Origin of the sequence: Streptomyces sp. NPDC005648, assembly GCF_040605395.1 — a bacterium.
GTDB lineage: Bacteria > Actinomycetota > Actinomycetes > Streptomycetales > Streptomycetaceae > Streptomyces.
Map to the genome: position 1 here is coordinate 1 of NZ_JBEXCS010000119.1, position 16,289 is coordinate 16,289.

At 71.7% G+C, this 16,289-nt stretch carries 16 protein-coding genes; 12 read left to right on the forward strand and 4 right to left on the reverse strand.

Annotated features, from left to right (window positions below):
- Nucleotides 1-136: 136 nt before the first annotated feature.
- Nucleotides 137-1,333, reverse strand: a complete 1,197-nt coding sequence (locus ABZT17_RS40340) for a CoA transferase (protein WP_356356934.1) — start codon at nt 1,331-1,333, stop codon at nt 137-139.
- A gap of 145 nt (nt 1,334-1,478) precedes the next feature.
- On the opposite strand from ABZT17_RS40340, the gene ABZT17_RS40345 reads away from it, so the two are divergent.
- From ABZT17_RS40345 to ABZT17_RS40370, 6 genes are read left to right on the forward strand one after another with little or no spacing between them, the layout of a single operon-like run.
- Nucleotides 1,479-2,033 carry a PaaI family thioesterase gene (locus tag ABZT17_RS40345; RefSeq protein ID WP_356356979.1) on the forward strand — a complete coding sequence of 185 codons (555 nt, stop codon included), beginning with the start codon at nt 1,479-1,481 and terminating at the stop codon, nt 2,031-2,033.
- A 4-nt stretch (nt 2,034-2,037) separates the two neighbouring features.
- Nucleotides 2,038-2,886: an enoyl-CoA hydratase-related protein gene (locus tag ABZT17_RS40350; RefSeq protein WP_356356936.1), complete on the forward strand. Its 849-nt coding sequence runs from the start codon at nt 2,038-2,040 to the stop codon at nt 2,884-2,886.
- 18 nt (nt 2,887-2,904) lie between these two features.
- Nucleotides 2,905-3,357, forward strand: coding sequence for a MaoC family dehydratase N-terminal domain-containing protein (locus tag ABZT17_RS40355; RefSeq protein WP_356356938.1), 453 nt, complete (start codon nt 2,905-2,907; stop codon nt 3,355-3,357).
- Nucleotides 3,354-3,776: a MaoC/PaaZ C-terminal domain-containing protein gene (locus ABZT17_RS40360; RefSeq protein WP_356356940.1), complete on the forward strand. Its 423-nt coding sequence runs from the start codon at nt 3,354-3,356 to the stop codon at nt 3,774-3,776. The genes ABZT17_RS40355 and ABZT17_RS40360 overlap by 4 nt, the downstream gene beginning before the upstream one ends.
- Nucleotides 3,777-3,780: 4 nt before the next feature.
- On the forward strand, nt 3,781-5,481 hold the full coding sequence (locus tag ABZT17_RS40365) for a class I adenylate-forming enzyme family protein (protein ID WP_356356942.1): 1,701 nt from the start codon (nt 3,781-3,783) through the stop codon (nt 5,479-5,481).
- Nucleotides 5,474-6,571: a serine hydrolase domain-containing protein gene (locus ABZT17_RS40370; RefSeq protein WP_356356943.1), complete on the forward strand. Its 1,098-nt coding sequence runs from the start codon at nt 5,474-5,476 to the stop codon at nt 6,569-6,571. Before ABZT17_RS40365 ends, ABZT17_RS40370 begins: the two co-directional genes overlap by 8 nt.
- Before the next feature lie 51 nt (nt 6,572-6,622).
- Here the strand turns inward: ABZT17_RS40370 and ABZT17_RS40375 are convergent, their stop codons facing one another.
- Together ABZT17_RS40375 and ABZT17_RS40380 are read right to left on the reverse strand one after the other, a co-directional pair.
- Nucleotides 6,623-7,804, reverse strand: a complete 1,182-nt coding sequence (locus ABZT17_RS40375; protein ID WP_356356945.1) for an amidohydrolase family protein — start codon at nt 7,802-7,804, stop codon at nt 6,623-6,625.
- A gap of 126 nt (nt 7,805-7,930) precedes the next feature.
- Entirely contained in the window at nt 7,931-8,734 is an 804-nt protein-coding gene (locus tag ABZT17_RS40380; RefSeq protein ID WP_356356946.1) for an FCD domain-containing protein, read from the reverse strand.
- Between the two features lie 167 nt (nt 8,735-8,901).
- Between ABZT17_RS40380 and ABZT17_RS40385 the strand changes: the two genes are divergently transcribed.
- Together ABZT17_RS40385 and ABZT17_RS40390 are read left to right on the forward strand one after the other, a co-directional pair.
- On the forward strand, nt 8,902-9,729 hold the full coding sequence (locus ABZT17_RS40385) for an enoyl-CoA hydratase-related protein (RefSeq protein ID WP_356356948.1): 828 nt from the start codon (nt 8,902-8,904) through the stop codon (nt 9,727-9,729).
- A complete protein-coding gene (locus tag ABZT17_RS40390; RefSeq protein WP_356356950.1) occupies nt 9,726-10,298 on the forward strand; it encodes a DUF2889 domain-containing protein in 573 nt (190 codons plus the stop codon). The genes ABZT17_RS40385 and ABZT17_RS40390 overlap by 4 nt, the downstream gene beginning before the upstream one ends.
- Here ABZT17_RS40390 and ABZT17_RS40395 read toward each other — a convergent pair.
- Entirely contained in the window at nt 10,285-11,511 is a 1,227-nt protein-coding gene (locus tag ABZT17_RS40395) for an acyl-CoA dehydrogenase family protein (protein WP_356356952.1), read from the reverse strand. The genes ABZT17_RS40390 and ABZT17_RS40395 overlap by 14 nt on opposite strands.
- Before the next feature lie 113 nt (nt 11,512-11,624).
- Here ABZT17_RS40395 and fabG point away from each other — a divergent pair, with 113 nt between their 5' ends.
- From fabG to ABZT17_RS40415, 4 genes are read left to right on the forward strand one after another with little or no spacing between them, the layout of a single operon-like run.
- Nucleotides 11,625-12,371 carry a 3-oxoacyl-ACP reductase FabG gene (gene fabG, locus ABZT17_RS40400; RefSeq protein WP_356356954.1) on the forward strand — a complete coding sequence of 249 codons (747 nt, stop codon included), beginning with the start codon at nt 11,625-11,627 and terminating at the stop codon, nt 12,369-12,371.
- A gap of 42 nt (nt 12,372-12,413) precedes the next feature.
- Nucleotides 12,414-13,643 (forward strand): acetyl-CoA C-acetyltransferase, encoded by a 1,230-nt coding sequence (locus ABZT17_RS40405; protein ID WP_356356956.1) that lies wholly within the window; start codon nt 12,414-12,416, stop codon nt 13,641-13,643.
- Between the two features lies 1 nt (nt 13,644).
- Nucleotides 13,645-15,084 (forward strand): OB-fold domain-containing protein, encoded by a 1,440-nt coding sequence (locus tag ABZT17_RS40410; protein WP_356356958.1) that lies wholly within the window; start codon nt 13,645-13,647, stop codon nt 15,082-15,084.
- The gene (locus ABZT17_RS40415) at nt 15,081-16,289 is read left to right on the forward strand and encodes an acetyl-CoA acetyltransferase (RefSeq protein WP_356356960.1); all 1,209 of its coding nucleotides are present in this window, start codon (nt 15,081-15,083) and stop codon (nt 16,287-16,289) included. Before ABZT17_RS40410 ends, ABZT17_RS40415 begins: the two co-directional genes overlap by 4 nt.

The window sequence follows — 16,289 nt, forward strand, 5'->3', positions numbered from 1 at the left end:
GCCGGGTCACCGGTACGGCGGCGAGTGCGCGCAGTGCCTGTTCGAGCCGGAGCGCGCGGCGTTGCGGATCAGCATCGGCCAGGCCTGGGCACGGTCCTCGGCGGGACTTTCGCAACACGCCCTAGGGGGCGGCGCGTCAGACGATGCCCCGATCGCGCAGGCCTTGAATCTGATGTTCCGTCAACCCGGCCACCTCCGCCAGCACTTCGGCCGTGTGCTCGCCCAGGGCCGGTGGCGGGGAGTACCCCTCGACCGGCGTCGCCGCGAACCGGATCGGATTGGCGAGCAGCGGCAGCCGCCCCGACACCGGGTCCTCGACCTCGACCAGCATCTCCCGGTGTCGTATCTGCGGGTCGGCGAAGACCTCGGGCATCTCGTTGAACGGCCCGGCGGGGACGTCGTGTTCGTCGAGCACGGCCAGCCACTCGTCCCGGGTCCGGGTGCGCATGACCGCCTCCAGCACCGGCAGGATCTCCTCGCGGTGCGCGATGCGCGCGGACGTGGTGGCGAACCGGGGGTCCTGGTGCAGGTCGGTGCGGTCGGCCGCCGTACAGAAGGCGGCGAACTGCTTGTCGTTGCCGGCCACCAGGAAGAGCGGTTTGTCCGCGCACTGGAACGCCTGGGACGGGATGCCGCCGTAGCCGCCGTTGCCGCGCCGGGCCGGCACCTCGCCGGAGACCAGGTAGTTCATGGCGAAGTGGGAGAGCGAGGCCAGTCCGCAGTCCAGCAGGGAGAGGTCGATGAACTGGCCCTCGCCGGTGGCGTCCCGGTGCCGCAGGGCCGCCAGTACGGCCGTCGCCGCGTACAGGCCGGTGAGGATGTCGACCATGCTGACGCCGACCTTCATCGGTTCCTCGGGGTGGCCGGAGACGCTCATCATCCCCGACATGGCCTGGAAGATGCCGTCGTAGCCCGGGCGTTCGGCGTACGGACCGGTCTGGCCGAAGCCCGTCACCGAGAGGTAGACGAGCCGGGGGTTCAGCGCCCGCAGGCTCTCCGCGTCGAGGCCGTACTTCGCCAGCGTGCCCGTGCGGAAGTTCTCGACCAGCACGTCCGACCGGGCGGCGAGGGCGCGGATCACCTCCTGGCCCTCGGCGGTGGCGTGGTTGACGGTGACCGACCGCTTGTTGCGGTTGCACGAGAGGTAGAAGGCGGCCGTGTCCGTCCCGGGGGCGAACGGCGGCCCGTACGTACGCGAGTCGTCGCCCGCGCCGGGTCGCTCGACCTTGATCACCTCTGCTCCCAGGTCGGCCAGCAGCTGGGTGGCCAGGGGGGCGGCGAGGATGCGGGACAGGTCCAGGACGCGGATCCCGGCCAGGGCGGTCGACGGCATCGAGGTCTCCCTCTGTTCACGGACTGCCAATCAGTTATATAAATAATACATCTAGCGGCTGAGCGACACCCCGCTTGATTGCTCAACTATCCAATTCATGTAACTATATCGATCGGCCGACCGGCCGGGACCGGAGGGCGTGCTGATGACCGTCGCGGCGAGGACCCTCACCGAGCAGGAACAGCGTGAACGCCGGGTGTGGTTCCGGGCCCGCTGGGAGCGCGGGGTCGCCTTCAACCGGCACTGCCGCCTCCGGGTGACCCGCTGGGACGCGGAGGCCGTGGAGATCGTGCTGCCCTACGCCGAGTCCCTCTCCGCCCACGAGGACGTCTTCCACGGCGGGGTCATCTCGGCGCTCATCGACACGGCCGGCTCCGGAGCCGTGATCGCCGGGCACGACTTCACCCATGGGAGCCGGCTGAGCACCGTCTCGATGTCCGTGCAGTACCTCGCCCCCGCCCGGGGCCAGGAAGCCGTCGCCCACGCCCGCTGCGTCCGGCGCGGTCGCAGACTGCACTTCGCCGACGTCGACGTGCTGACCGACGGACGCCTGTGTGCGCGCGGCCAGGTGGTGGTGACCATCTCCGGCGAGCGGCCCGGTGTCGGCGACCCGATCGACCCGATCGACCCCATCGACCCGACCGACCCGATCGACGCCATCCTCCCCATTGACTCCATCGACTCCCTGACGGAGGAGTGACCGCATGACCGAGGAGCCCGCCCAGGACGACCTGGTGCTGTACGAGGTCGACGAGGACGGTGTCGCCACCGTCACCCTCAACCGGCCCGAGCGCAGGAACGCCTGGAGCATCCCCATGGAGCGCCGTTTCTTCGCGCTCCTCGACGAGGCCGCGCAGGACCCGGCCGTCCGGGTCGTGATCGTCACCGGCGCGGGCAAGGCCTTCTGCCCCGGCATGGACGTACAACGCCTGGAACAGAACGCCCAGCCGGGCCAGTCCCTCAACCTCCAGGCCCGCGTCCCCATGTACAGCAGGCGCACCCTGCCCAAGCCGATGATCGCCGCCGTCAACGGCGCCTGCGCGGGCATCGGACTGGTCCAGGCACTGATCTGCGACGTCCGTTTCGCCGCCCGCGGCGCCCGTTTCACCACCGCCTTCACCCGGCGCGGCCTGGCCGGCGAGTACAACCTGCCGTACGTCCTGCCGCGGGTGATCGGCCTGGAGAATGCGCTCGACCTGCTGCTGTCGGGGCGGGTCTTCGACGCCGACGAGGCCAAGGCCCTCGGCCTCGTCAGCCGGGTCGTCGAACCCGAGGACCTGCTGGACGCCGCCCGCGCCTACGCCCGGGACATCGCCCGCAACTGCTCCCCGCGCGCCATGGCCGTCGTACGCCACCAGGTGTACGGCGACCTCGACCGCACCTTCACCGACGCGCTGGCCCGCTCCTACTCCGCCATGGAGTTCTTTGCGGGCTCGCCGGACTTCCGGGAGGGCGTGGCGAGCTTCATGGAGAAGCGGGAGCCGAAGTTCGAGGGCCTGCCCCCGGACTTCGACCCGGACGAGGCCACCCGCGACGCGTTCCTGCCGTACTGACCGAGGAGGTTTCCGACGATGACAGGGCAGCCGTTCCCCGTCGAGGCCGGGCACATCATGATGTTCGCCCGCGCCATCGGCGACGAACACCCCGCGTACCAGGGCGAGTCGGCCCTCGCCCCGCCCACCTTCACCATGGCGAGCGCGCACTACGACCCCGACTACCACCTGCGGCCCAAGCCCGACGAGGAGTGGTTCGGCTCCGGCGGCGGACCGGGTGTGATGGCCGAGGGCGGCGGCGGACTCCACGCCGAGCAGCACTTCGAGTACCACCGCCCGGTGCGCGCCGGCGAGACGCTGTACGCGCACACCGTCCCGGGGCGCAGCTGGGAGAAGCAGGGCCGCAGCGGCCGGCTGCTGTTCAGCGAGCGCGTCACCGAGTACCGGGACGCCGACGGCCGGCCGGTGGTCAGCGCCGTGACCGTGGCCGTCGTGCCCGAGGGCCCCGCCACCCCGAAGGAGGCCCGATGAGCCTGAGCAGCAGTGACATCAAGGTGGGCGAGACGCGCGAGAGCGTCCTCGTCGAGGATCTGAAGCGGACCCGGATCGTGCAGTACGCGGGCGCCTCCGGGGACTTCAACCCCCTGCACACCGACGAGCGGTTCGCCGTCGAGGCCGCGGGGTACCCCGGTGTCTTCGCGCACGGCATGCTCACGATGGGCATGACAGGCCGGGTCCTGACCGACTGGGTCGGCCCCGAGTCGCTGCTGCGCTACGGCGTGCGCTTCAAGGCGCAGGTCTGGCCCGGCGACACCCTGACCGCCACGGCCACCGTCGAGTCGATCGAGGACGCGCCGGACGCCCCGGTGGCCCACTTCTCCCTGCGCACGGTCAACCAGGACGGCGTAGAGGTGGTCACCGGCACCGCGACGGCCCGCCTGGAGCCTTGACCCGGTGACCGCCACGCAATCCGCCGGGGGCGGGCCGGAACGAGAAGCAGGGGCGGTGCGGGTCGCCGCGGCGGAGCCGTCGGACAAGTGGGCGCGCGGCGACGGGTCGGCTCGGCCGGGCGCTCGCGCCGTCCGGCGGGGTGGGCCGGTCACGGGGGGCGGGGCACAGGACGTCGACCCGGAGCTGCCGGAGGAGGACGGCCGGTGCGGGTCCCCCCGCCCGGACGGGGCGCCGGAACGTGGCTCGGCGGAGGCGGGCGACGTCGTCGACGCCACCTGGACCGCCATGGTGAGCCGTGCCTACGACCACGGTCGGCCCGCCGTCCGGTTCGGCGGCCCGAGCTGGAACGGGCGCGAGCTCCTCGACCGGGCCGGGGGTGCGGCCGACTGGCTCGACACGCTCGGCCTGGAGCCCGGTGCCCCCGTCCCGGCCCTGGTCGCCACCTCCGCCGACGCCCTCGCGCTGGTGATCGGCGGGGCCGGTTCCGGGCATCCGCTCGCGCCGCTCGGCGTCCGTATGACCGCGCACGAGATAGCCGCCGTGGTCAAGGGGATGCCGGCTCGTCTCCTGCTGGCGCAGCCCGAGTTCGCCGACCTCGCGGGACAGGTCGCCGAGCTGTCCGGCAGCCGGGTCGCCATCGTGCCCGAACTCGACTTCAGCGCAAGGACGTTGACGGCAGACCCCGATCAACTCGCCGCCGTCCTCCACACCTCCGGCACCACCGGCCTGCCCAAACCCGTCCCCATGAGCCAGCGGCGGCTGGCCGCGCGGGCCCGCGTCAACGGGCGGCTGTGCGCGCTCGACCCCGACAGCTTCTACGGCGGCAGCGCCCCCTTCCACCACATCGCGGGCCTCGGCAACATCGCCGTCGCCCTCGCCGCCGGCGCGCTGGTCACCGGCCTGCCCCGCTTCAGCGTCGAGGGCTGGACCCTGCTGCGCGACCTGGGCACCACGCACACCAGCATGGTCCCGGCGATGCTGGAGACCCTGCTGGCCGCGGGCGAGGCCCGCCACCCGAGCCTGCGGACCCTCCAGTACGGGGGCGCGCCCGTGCGCCCCGGCACACTGCGGCGGACGTACGAGGCGATGCCCGGCGTCCGCATGCTCAACATGTTCGGGCAGACGGAGGGTTCGCCGATCAGCGTGCTCACCCCCGAGGACCACCGGGAAGCGGTGGCGGGACGTGCCGAGTTGCTGCGTTCGGTGGGCCGGCCCGCACCCGGCGTCGAGGTGAGGGTCGACCGGGCCGGAGCGGACGGCGTCGGTGAGATCCACGCCCGCGCCGGCCATTTCTTCCGTGTCGACGCCGAGGGCTGGCTGCACAGCGGCGACCTGGGCCGGATCGCGGACGACGGCTACCTCTACCTCCTCGGCCGCGGCAGCGACATGATCATCCGGGGCGGTGAGAACGTCCACCCGCTGGAGGTCGAGACGGTCCTGACCGCGCATCCCGGCGTCGCGGACGCGGCCGTGACCGGTGTACCCGACGAGCGGCTCGGTCAGACGGTCGTCGCCTTCGTCGTACCGGCCGACCCTGGCGCCCCGCCCGGACCGGCGGCGCTCAGAAGCCATACCCGCGCCCGGCTCTCCGGGTTCAAGGTCCCGGTGCGCTGGTGGTTCGTGGACGACCTGCCGCGCAACGCCAACGGCAAGGTCGTACGCCGTGACCTGCGGGAGCCGTACGAAGGAGACCCCCATGCCTGACCAGGTCGACCCGACCCGCCTCGACACGCTCCTCGGCCGCATCCGGCGGGAGGTCGAGCACGGCCCCCTGCCGTCCGCGCAGGTCGCCGTCGCCCACGACGGGCGGCTGGTGGCCTTCGAGACCTACGGCGACGCCCAACCCGGCACCCGCTACGTCCTGCAGTCCGTCGGACGGTCGATCGTCGCCGGCGCGGTGTGGAAGCTGATCGGCGACGGGCTCCTGGACATCGGTGAGCGAGTGGCCGCGATCATCCCGGAGTTCGCGCCGAACGGGAAGGACGCGGTGACCGTCGAGCAGGTGCTCACGCACACCGCCGGTTTCCCCTTCGCGCCCCTCGGACCGGCCAAGGCGGTGGACCGGGAGCAGCGGCTGGCCGCCTTCGGACGCTGGCGGCTCGACTACCCGCCCGGCACCCGCTTCCAGTTCCATCTCACCTCCGCCGCCTGGCTGATCGCCGAGATCGTGGAGCGGCGCACGGGCCTGTCCTTCGCCGACTATCTGCGCGAACGGATCACGGAGCCGCTGGGGCTGTCGTCGATCGAGCTCGGGGTGCCGGTGGACCGGCAGCCGGGCTCCGTGGCCCCGATGCTCGCCACCGACCGCACGGACGACACGCAGGAACCCGACCCCTGGGGGCCGTGGTACCTGTCCGACCCGAAGGTCCTGGCGGCCGGGGAGCCCAGTCACGCCCTGGTCGCCACCGCCGCCGACGTCACCCTGTACTTGCAGGCCCTGTTCCACTCGGGCCTGTGGAAGCCGGAGGCGGTCGCGGACGGCATCCGCGTCCGGTTCACCGACCACCCGCACGGGGAGCGGATCTACGGCGGCGGCGGGGGACGCCGTACGAGCATGGGGCTGTTCGTGACCGTGGCCGGTCCCGACGCCGGCAGCAACCTGCCGTCGACAGGCTCGCCCGCGCTCTTCGGCAGCGCTGGCGCCGCCTACCAACTGGGCTTCATGGACCCGGAGTCGGGCCTGTCCTTCGCCTGCCTGTGCAACGGCTACCCGCTCGCCGGCTACGACCACTCCCCGCACGGCACCGCCCTGCTCGACGACATCGCGAACCTGGCGGCGGGCCTGGCCGGTTAGGGTCCTCGCCCCACCGGCCGGGCCCGCCGCCAGGCGGGGTCCCGCGAACGCTCAGCGGCTGATCAGCTGCTGGGCGTTGTTGAACATGATGTCGTCCTGCGCGGACTCGTCGAGCTCCGCGATCAGCTTGCGGAAGTCGGCCGGGGCGGCGAGGCCCTCCGCGTGCGGGAAGTCGGAGCCCATGACGATGGACTCGTGGTAGCCCAGGCGCCGGACGACGTCCACGATGTCGTCCTCCGGGTAGGGCACCACCCGGACGTGCTTGCGGAAGACCTGGCTGGGGCGCTCGTCCAACTGCCCGCCGATCCAGGGGCCGTTGCGACCCATGCCCCGGCTCTTGTCCATGTGGCGCACGAAGTGCGGGACCCACTCCGAGCCGAACTCGGAGACCAGGATGTTGATGTCCGGGAAGCGCCCGAAGAGGTTGTCGAAGATCAGCGCGGACAGCGTCTCCTCGATGGGACGCTGGCCGTAGGTGTTCTGCCACTGCCAGGCCGACATCCGGAAGTGGATCGGGTTCGGGTCGAAGCCCCAGGAGGGGGCGACCTGCGAGTTGTAGTAGAACTCGCTGATGTGGTAACAGACGCTCGCCTTGGCCTCGTTGACCAGTTTCCAGAACGGGTCGAAGTACGGGTCGCCCGGCGAGCGGCCGTAGACCGGCCCGGTGGGCAGCAGGATGAAGCGGGCGCCCTGCTCCAGGACGTACTCCAGCTCCTTGACCGCGCTGGGCAGATCACGCAGCGAGAGCAGGGCCGGGGCGTAGATGCGGCCCTGGTGGTCGAAGCCCCAGACCTCGTTCATGTAGCGGTTGAACGAGTGGTAGTTGGCGTAGAGCGGCTCGACGCCCTTGACGTACTCCTCGGCCACCAGCGCCCAGCCGCCCGGATACATGATCGTCTGGTCCAGGCCCTGTTCGTCCATGATCCGCAGCCGTGCCTCGCGGTTCTGGTACGCCTCGTGCATCGGCTCGAACTGGTATGTCTCCTCCGGATTGCCCGAGGCCATCGCCTTGAGCATCTCCTTCAGCGAGCCGGGACGGTAGACCTGCCCGAACTCGGGCTCCAGACACACGACGATCCGGTCCCCGGCGAGAATCACCTCCCGCCCGTCCGGCAGTGTCACCGGTGCGACCGCCGCACCGAGGAACTCCTTGGGAAGGTAGCGGGTGAAGGAGTCCCGCTCCTCGTACATGTGCTGGTCGCAGTCGAAGATGCGCTTGCGGTGTTCGGCCATGGCCGTCGCCTCCGGACCCCGGGTTCTGTTCAATGCAGGCTATTCAGTGCTCCTTCTATAATTATCTAACTGTTTCTCGGAGGCAAGGGGTTCTCACGGACGGGCTCGTCCGGGTGGCCCGGCGGGTCAGTCGATGAGCTCCAGCACCGTCTTGGGTCCGGCGGCGTTGACCACGTCGTCGGCGCTGGAGATGTGCCGCTGCCAGAGCTTCTCCGCCTCGTCCGCCTTGCCGGACTCGATCAGCCCGATCAGCCGCACATGCGCCCGGTGGCCCTTGAGGGCCTGCGCCTTCTGGGTCTCGGCGTCCGTGGCGGCCGCGGTGTAGGAGGCGTTGGCCCGGTCGATGATGTTGCGCACCATGCCGCACAGCAGGATCAGGGTCTGGTTGCCGGTGAGCTCGACCAGCAGGGCGTGGAAGGCGTCCTGCGCCTCGACCAGGGCGAGCGGGTCCTCCAGGGCCGCCTTCTCGGCGGCCACCGCCTCCCGCAGCCGTGTGATGTCGGCGGGGGTGTGCTTGGCGGCGAGCTGGCGGGCGCAGGGCGGCTCGATGAGCGCCGCCGCGCGGTAGAGGTCGCCCAGCGTGGCGCCGCGGTACTCGAGGATCAGGCCGGCGAAGCGGGCGGCGACGTCCGCGTCGGGCGCGCTCACCCGGGCGCCCCCGTGGGCGCCGCGGCGCACCGTGATCAGGGACTCCGACTCCAGGACGCGGAAGGCCTCGCGCAGGGTCGGCCGCGAGATGCCGAACTGCTCCATCAGCCCCGACTCGGGCGGCAGGGCGTCGCCGGGCTTCAGTTCGCCCCGGACGATCTGCCGGCGCAGGTGGCCGGCGACCAGTTCGGCGGTCTTGGGTACCCGCACCTGGCGTCCGACGCGGCTGCGGGCGGGGGCGGGCACGGCCGCCGTTTCACTTGCGCGTGCTGCCTCGGCCACGGTGGGCTCCTCATATAGCAAAATGAATCGTCTTAGTGCATCGAGGGTACCAGGTCAAGGGTTGCTTGATCATGTCTGCGCCCAGCCCGGTCTGGCGCCGGTGCCGCTCTTGAGATATAGATGATTCATCTATCTATTAATGGTCCCGGCCCGTGGGAGTGACCTCGATGACCGAGAAGGCGACCCCGGTGATCCTCACCGAACTCACCGACGACGGGGTCATGATCCTCACCCTGAACCGGCCCGAACGGCACAACGCCTGGACGCTGGAGATGGAGCTGCTCTACAACGAGCTGTTCGACCGGGCGGAGACGGATCCGCGGGTACGGGCGGTGGTGCTGACCGGCGCCGGGCGCGGCTTCTGTCCCGGGATGGACATGAGCGTGCTGGACGGGGCCTCCTCCGGTGCCCGGCCCTGGCCCACCGGACAGCTGCCCCCGCGCACCCGCCCCATGACCTTCCCCAAGCCCGTGGTGGCGGCCGTCAACGGTGCCTGCGCGGGCATCGGCTTCAACCAGGCGGTGATGTGCGACGTCCGGTTCGCCGTGCCGCAGGCCAAGTTCGCCGCCGCCTTCAGCGCCCGCGGCCTGGTGGCCGAGGACGGGGTGTCCTGGATCCTGCCCCGGCTGGTGGGATACGGCAACGCCGCCGACCTGCTGCTGTCCTCGCGCCGGATCACCGGAACGGAGGCGCACGCGATGGGCCTGGTCAACCGCCTGGTCGAGCCGGAGGACCTGCTTTCCGAGGCCCTCGACTACGCGACCGGGCTCGCCCGCTCGGCGAGCCCTTACGCGATGTCCCTCATCAAGCGGCAGCTCGCCGACGACCAGGCGCGGACCTTCGCCGAGAGCAGCGAGCGGGCGGCGGAGCTGCTGGCGGTGGCCAAGCGCGCCCCGGACTACCGCGAGGGCGTGCTCAGCTTCATCGAGCGCCGCCCACCGGCCTTCCCCGCGCTGGGCGAGGAAGCGCAGCAGCTGGAGGGGACCTCGTCATGACCCGGACCGAACTGCCGCTGCACCGCCGCACGATCACCGTCACCGCCTTCGAGGAGGGCGCCGGCGAGATCTCGGTCGAGGCGGAACTGCGCGACGAGCGCCCCTGGGAACGGCCGCCGGGCGGCACCGTCCACCGTATGGTGCTGGCGGTGCGGGTGCGGCTCGCGGACATGGTGATCGTGGCGGCCGAGGCCGGCATGAAGGACTTCCCGCACGCCGAGTGCCCCCGGATCGCGCCCGCCTTCGGCTCTCTGGTCGGGCTCGGCGTGGCCGGCGGCTACAACCGGGCCATCCAGGAGCGGTTCCGGGGCGTGTCCGGCTGCACCCACCTGTACGAGCTGACCCGCGCGCTGGGCCCGGCCGTCGTCCAGGCCGCCATCTCGGCCCGCAACCGCGCGGGCGGCCCGGCCTCCCACGACCCGCGTGCCACCACCTGGGTGCTGAACAGCTGCCACGTCTGGGCGCCGGACGGCGTGGGCCTGCGCAAGATCGAGGCGGGCTGGAGGCCGGGCCCCGGTCCGCGTCCGGTCCCGGAGCTCGGCGTCTTCGAGGCGTCTAGGGATTCATGAGCCGGGGCTCGCGCGGCAGCTCCAGCACCTTCTCCGCGAGGATGTTGCGCTGCACCTGCGAGGTGCCCGCGTAGATCGTGCCCGAGCGGGCGATCAGATACGTCGTCGACCAGGACGCGGAGGTGTTCGCCGCGCCGGGGTCGTCGGCGCGGTACGTGCGCAGGGGCGGCCGGCCCACCGGCACCTGACCGTGCAGGCCCATGATGTCCATCGCCAGATCGGTGACCTCGGTGTGGTACTCGCTCCAGTACAGCTTGGCGATCGACGACTCGGGGCCCGGCTCGGCGCCCTTGAGCCAGCCGGTGAGAATGCGGTAGCCGAGGCAGCGCATGATCTCGACCTTGGACCAGCACCAGGCGATCCGCTGCCGGATCACCGGGTCCCGGTCCTTGCCGTACTGCCGCGCGAGTTCCACGAGGCGCTCCACCTCGGCCCGGAACAGGATCGGGTTGGTCGCCGCCTCCTCCCCGCGCTCGACGCCCAGCAGGCTCTGGGCGACCGTCCAGCCGTTGTCGACGCCGCCGACCACGAGGTCGGCGCGGGTGCGGGCGCCGTCGAAGAAGACCTCGTTGAAGTGCAGCTGTCCGCTCATCATGCGGAACGGCCGTACCTCGACGCCGGGTTGGTCGAGCGGGACCAGCAGGAAGGAGATGCCCCGGTGCTTGGAGGCCCCGGGGTTCGTCCGCGCCAGGACGAAGATCCAGTCGCTGTGGTGGGCGCCGGACGTCCACACCTTCTGGCCGTCGATCACCCACTCCTCGCCGTCCCGTACGGCGCGGGTCTTGAGGGACGCGAGGTCCGAGCCCGCGTCCGGCTCCGAGTACCCCTGGCACCAGGTGTCCTCGCCGCTGAGGATGCGGGGGAGGAAATGGTCCTTCTGTTCCTCCGTGCCCCACCGCAGCAGTGTGTTCGCCAGCATCTTCACGCCGAAGGTGTCCTGCGGCAGCCCGAACGGCACACCGGCCAGGGCGAGTTCCTCCATCAGCACGACCTGGTGCAGCTTGGACAGGCCCCGGCCGCCATGACGCTCGGGCCAGGCGAGGGAGAGGTAGCCGCGCTCGACGAGCCGCCCGCGCCACTCGCGGGCGAAGGCCCAGGCGGCGTCCGTGTCCAGGGCGCCGATGCCCTGCCACCCGGGCGGCAGGGCATCGGCGAGGAAGGCCTGGACCTCGGCGCGGAACGTCTCGGTCTCCGGGGGATAGCTGATGTCCACGTGCGTTCGCTCCTCGTCCGGCCCTGCCCGCACAGCTGATCGCCGTATTGATTGTTTCAGCATAATAGGTTATCTATTTAAGAGGAATGGTGTCGAGTCGGAGGCGGACTGACATGGGACTGCTGGACGGCCGGAACGCGGTGATCACCGGCGGCGCACAGGGCATCGGCTACGAGATCGCCCGCGTCCTCGGCGGCGAAGGCGCGCGCGTCGTCCTCGGCGACATCAACGAGTCCGCCGCCGCCGAGGCCGCCGAACGCCTCACCAAGAACGGCGCGAGAGCCACCTCCTCACGCTGCGACGTCACCGACGAGGACGAGGTCGCGGCCCTCGTGGCCCACTGCACCGACACCTTCGGCCCGGTCGCCGTCATGGTCAACAACGCCGGCATCACCCGGGACGCGACCCTGCGCAAGATGCCGCTCACCGACTTCCGCGCCGTCGTCGACGTCCATCTCACCGGCGCCTGGAACGGCACCCGGTACGCCGCCGAGGCGATGCGCGCGCACGGGCAGGGCGGCAGCATCGTCAACATCTCCTCCATCGCGGGCAAGGTCGGCAACTTCGGGCAGACGAACTACAGCGCCGCCAAGGCCGGCCTCGTCGGCCTCACCAAGGCGTCCGCCAAGGAACTCGCGAAGGCGGGGATCCGGGTCAACGCCGTACAGCCCGGCCTGATCCGTACCGCGATGACCGAGGCGATGCCCCCGGCCGCCTGGGACGCGAAGCTCGCCGAGATCCCCCTCGGCCGTGCGGGCGAACCCGCCGAGGTCGCCCAGGTGGTCCTCTTCCTCGCCTCCGACATGGCGAGCTACATCACCGGATCCGTGGTCGAGGTGACCGGCGGCCGGTACATGTGAGCCCGCTGAACCCGCTGTATTCGCTGATGAAAGGCATGGCCGATGCGTGACGCGGTGATCTGCGAACCGATACGGACTCCGGTCGGGGGCTACGGGGGAGTCTTCCGGGACGTGACCGCCGCCGAGCTCGCGGCCACCGTCGTACGGGCCGTCCTGGATCGCACCGGGATCCCGCCCGCGGCCGTCGACGACGTGCTCCTCGGACAGTGCTACCCCAACGGGGAGGCACCGGCCATCGGCCGCGTCGCCGCACTGGACGCCGGACTGCCCGTCGAGGTCCCCGGACTCCAGATCGACCGCCGCTGCGGCTCGGGACTGCAGGCGATCATCACGGCGGCGATGCAGGTGCAGACCGGCGCGAGCGACCTCGTGCTGGCCGGTGGTGTCGAGTCGATGAGCCGGGCCGAGTTCTACACGAACGACGTCCGCTGGGGTGTACGCGGCGCCGGCACCACACTGCACGACCGGCTCGCCCGCGGCCGGGTCACCTCCGGCGGCGTCAACCACCCCGTCCCCGGCGGCATGCTGGAGACCGCGGAGAACCTGCGCCGCGAGTACGGCATCCCCCGCGAGGAACAGGACGAACTGGCCCTGCGCTCGCACCAGAAGGCCGTCGCCGCCCAGCGGGCGGGCCGCTTCGCCGACGAGATCGTGCCGGTCACCGTGCGCACCCGCAAGGGCGGGACACTGGTCGACACCGACGAACACCCGCGCGCCGACTCCTCGCTCGAGAAGCTCGCCGGGCTGCGTCCGGTGCTCGGCCGCCAGGACCCGGAGGCCACCGTCACGGCGGGCAACGCCAGCGGCCAGAACGACGGCGCCGCGCTCTGCGTGGTGACCCACCCCGAACGCGCCGCCGAACTCGGGCTTCGCCCCCTGGGCCGCCTGGTCTCCTGGGCCGTCGTCGGCGTACCGCCCGAGACGATGGGCATCGGGCCCGTGCCCGCCACGGCCAGGGCCCTGGAGCGCGCGCATCTGAAGCTCTCCGACATCGACCTGATCGAACTCAACGAGGCCTTCGCCGCCCAGGTACTGGCCTGCACCCGCGCATGGGCCCTGACCGAGGCCGACTTCGAGCGGCTGAACGTCAACGGCTCCGGAATCTCGCTGGGCCACCCCGTCGGCGCCACCGGCGGCCGCATCCTCGCCACCCTGCTGCGCGAACTCGACCGCCGCCAGGCCCGCTACGGCCTGGAGACCATGTGCCTGGGCGGCGGCCAGGGCCTGGCAGCCATCTTCGAACGCCCCGGCAACGCCACTGGAGGACGCTGACATGGCCGGACTGATCGCATACGGCGCCCATGTGCCGTACCACCGCCTGGCCCGCGCCGATGTCGCGGCCACGCTGGGAACACCGGCGGGACGCGGCACCCGCGCGGTCGCGGGCTACGACGAGGACACCACGTCCATGGCCGTCGAGGCGGCCCGCGCCGCGCTGGCCCGCGACGGCCTGCGCGACCGCGTCGGCCAGCTCTTCCTCGCCACCGCCGCACCCGCCTACCTCGACAAGACCAACGCCACCGCCGTCCACGCCGCGCTCCGCCTCGACGAGCACGTCCTGGCCGTCGACATGGCCGGCTCGGTCCGCTCCGGCCTCGGTGCCCTGGTCACCGCCGCCCGCTCCGCGGTTCCGACCCTGGCCGTCCTGTCGGACCTGCGCACCGGCCTGCCCGGCGGCACCGACGAGATCGCGGGCGGCGACGGCGCGGCGGCGTTCGTCTTCGGCGGCCACCGCAACGGCGCACCCGTCCTGGCCGAACTGCTCGCCCACGACACCGTGAGCGACGAACTCCTCGACCGCTGGCGCCTCCCGGGCGCCCCCGCCTCCCGTGTCTGGGAGGAACGCTTCGCCGAGGAGATCTACGTCTCCCTCGCCGACAAGGCCCTGACCGCCGCCCTCGACCAGGCAGGCCTGGAGCGCGGCGCCGTCGACCACCTCATCGTCTCCGGCCTGCACGCGCGCGCGTGCGCGACGGTCCGGCGCACGGCCGGTACCCGCGGTGAGGCGGCCGTCCCGGACCTCACCGACGTGATCGGCAACGCGGGCACCGCCCAGCCCGGTCTGCTCCTCGCCGACGTCCTCGACCGTGCCGCACCCGGCGAGGTCATCGCCCTCGTCGTGCTCGGCGACGGCGCCGGAGTCCTGCTGCTGCGCACCACCGACGCGCTCCCGGCCCACCGCGGCGCCCGCCCGGTCGCCGCGCAGATCGCCGCGGGCAGCGCCCCGATGCCGTACGCCACCTATCTCTCCTGGCGCGGACTGCTCGACCGTGAACCACCCCGCCGCCCGGACCCCGAGCCGCCCTACGCCCCGCCCGCGCACCGCCGTACCTCCTGGAAGTACGGCTTCGTGGCGGCCCGGTGCGAGAAGTGCGGCGCCCGGCAGCTGCCGCCGGACCGGGTGTGCGCCGGCTGTCACAGCGTCGACGCCATGGCGGAGGAGCCGATGGAGCACGTACGCGGCACGGTCGCCACGTTCACCGTCGACCGGCTGGCCCACACGCCCAGCCCGCCGATGCTCGTCGTGGTCGTCGACTACGACGGCGGCGGACGCTTCCGCTGCCAGCTGACCGATGCCACCGAGGCCGACGCCGTCATCGGCGCCCGGGTGGAGATGACCTTCCGGCGCACGGTCACGGCGTCCGGCATCCACAACTACTTCTGGAAGGCCCGGCCGGTGCGCACGGGCGAGACCGAGGAGACACACGGATGAGCTCGCACGGAATCCGGGACCGGGTCGCGATCGTCGGCATGGGCTGCACGCCCTTCGGCGAGCACTGGAGCCGCTCGGCCGACGATCTGCTGGTCGACGCCGTGGGCGAGGCGGTGACCTCGGCCGGCGTCACCCTCGACGACATCGACGCGTTCTGGTTCGGCACCCAGGCCTCCGGCGTCTCCGGACTGACCCTCAGCCGCGCCCTGCGCCTGCCCAACAAGCCGGTCACCCGCGTCGAGAACATGTGCGCCACCGGCTCCGAGGCCCTGCGCAACGCCTGTTACGCCGTCGCCTCCGGCGCCTACGACATGGCGATGGCGGTCGGCGTGGAGAAGCTCAAGGACTCCGGCATGTCGGGCCTGTCCGGTACGGCGATCCCGGGCGCGGGCGACGACAGCCGCGGCGAGATCACCGCGCCCGCCAACTTCTCCCTCCTCGCTCCCGCCTACGCCGCCAAGTACGGCCTGTCGGAAGAGGAGTTGAAGGACGTCATCACCCGTATCGCCTGGAAGAACCACGTCAACGGCGCCCGCAACCCCCGCGCGCAGTTCCGCAAGGAGGTGCCGCTGGAGCGCATCCGCTCGGCCCCGATCGTGGCGGGCATGCTCGGTGTGTTCGACTGCTCCGGCGTCTCGGACGGTTCGGCGGCGGCGATCGTCGTACGCGCCGAGGACGCCTACCGGTACACGGACAGGCCGATCTTCGTGAAGGCGCTGTCCTTCGTCGCGGGCCCGGCGGACGGACTTCTCGACCCGGAGTACGACTTCACCACCTTCCCCGAGGTCGTCGCCTCCGCCCAGGAGGCCTACCGGCAGGCGGGGGTCACCGACCCCCGTGCGGAACTCGCCCTCGCCGAGGTCCACGACTGTTTCACCCCCACGGAGCTGGTGCTGATGGAGGACCTCGGCTTCGCCGGGCGCGGACAGGCCTGGAAGGACGTCACCGATGGGGCGTTCGACCTCGACGGTTCGCTGCCGGTCAACCCGGACGGCGGCCTCAAGGCCTTCGGCCACCCCATCGGCGCCTCCGGCCTGCGCATGATGTTCGAGGCATGGCTGCAACTGCGCGGCGAGGCACCGCCGGAGCGCACGGTGCCGTCCGTGGCCGGGGGGCGCTCGCTGGCGCTCACCCACAACTTGGGCGGCGGACCCGGCGAATGCGTCTCCTTCGTGTCCATCGTCGGCAGCGAACTCACCGAGTAG

Excerpts from the sequence above, each read along its gene's own strand:
- ABZT17_RS40340 (WP_356356934.1), bottom strand. The coding sequence starts at position 1,333 with ATGCCGTCGACCGCCCTGGCCGGGATCCGCGTCCTGGACCTGTCCCGC.
- ABZT17_RS40345 (WP_356356979.1), top strand. The coding sequence starts at position 1,479 with ATGACCGTCGCGGCGAGGACCCTCACCGAGCAGGAACAGCGTGAACGC.
- ABZT17_RS40350 (WP_356356936.1), top strand. The coding sequence starts at position 2,038 with ATGACCGAGGAGCCCGCCCAGGACGACCTGGTGCTGTACGAGGTCGAC.
- ABZT17_RS40355 (WP_356356938.1), top strand. The coding sequence starts at position 2,905 with ATGACAGGGCAGCCGTTCCCCGTCGAGGCCGGGCACATCATGATGTTC.
- ABZT17_RS40360 (WP_356356940.1), top strand. The coding sequence starts at position 3,354 with ATGAGCCTGAGCAGCAGTGACATCAAGGTGGGCGAGACGCGCGAGAGC.
- ABZT17_RS40370 (WP_356356943.1), top strand. The coding sequence starts at position 5,474 with ATGCCTGACCAGGTCGACCCGACCCGCCTCGACACGCTCCTCGGCCGC.
- ABZT17_RS40375 (WP_356356945.1), bottom strand. The coding sequence starts at position 7,804 with ATGGCCGAACACCGCAAGCGCATCTTCGACTGCGACCAGCACATGTAC.
- ABZT17_RS40385 (WP_356356948.1), top strand. The coding sequence starts at position 8,902 with ATGACCGAGAAGGCGACCCCGGTGATCCTCACCGAACTCACCGACGAC.
- ABZT17_RS40390 (WP_356356950.1), top strand. The coding sequence starts at position 9,726 with ATGACCCGGACCGAACTGCCGCTGCACCGCCGCACGATCACCGTCACC.
- fabG (WP_356356954.1), top strand. The coding sequence starts at position 11,625 with ATGGGACTGCTGGACGGCCGGAACGCGGTGATCACCGGCGGCGCACAG.
- ABZT17_RS40405 (WP_356356956.1), top strand. The coding sequence starts at position 12,414 with ATGCGTGACGCGGTGATCTGCGAACCGATACGGACTCCGGTCGGGGGC.
- ABZT17_RS40410 (WP_356356958.1), top strand. The coding sequence starts at position 13,645 with ATGGCCGGACTGATCGCATACGGCGCCCATGTGCCGTACCACCGCCTG.
- ABZT17_RS40415 (WP_356356960.1), top strand. The coding sequence starts at position 15,081 with ATGAGCTCGCACGGAATCCGGGACCGGGTCGCGATCGTCGGCATGGGC.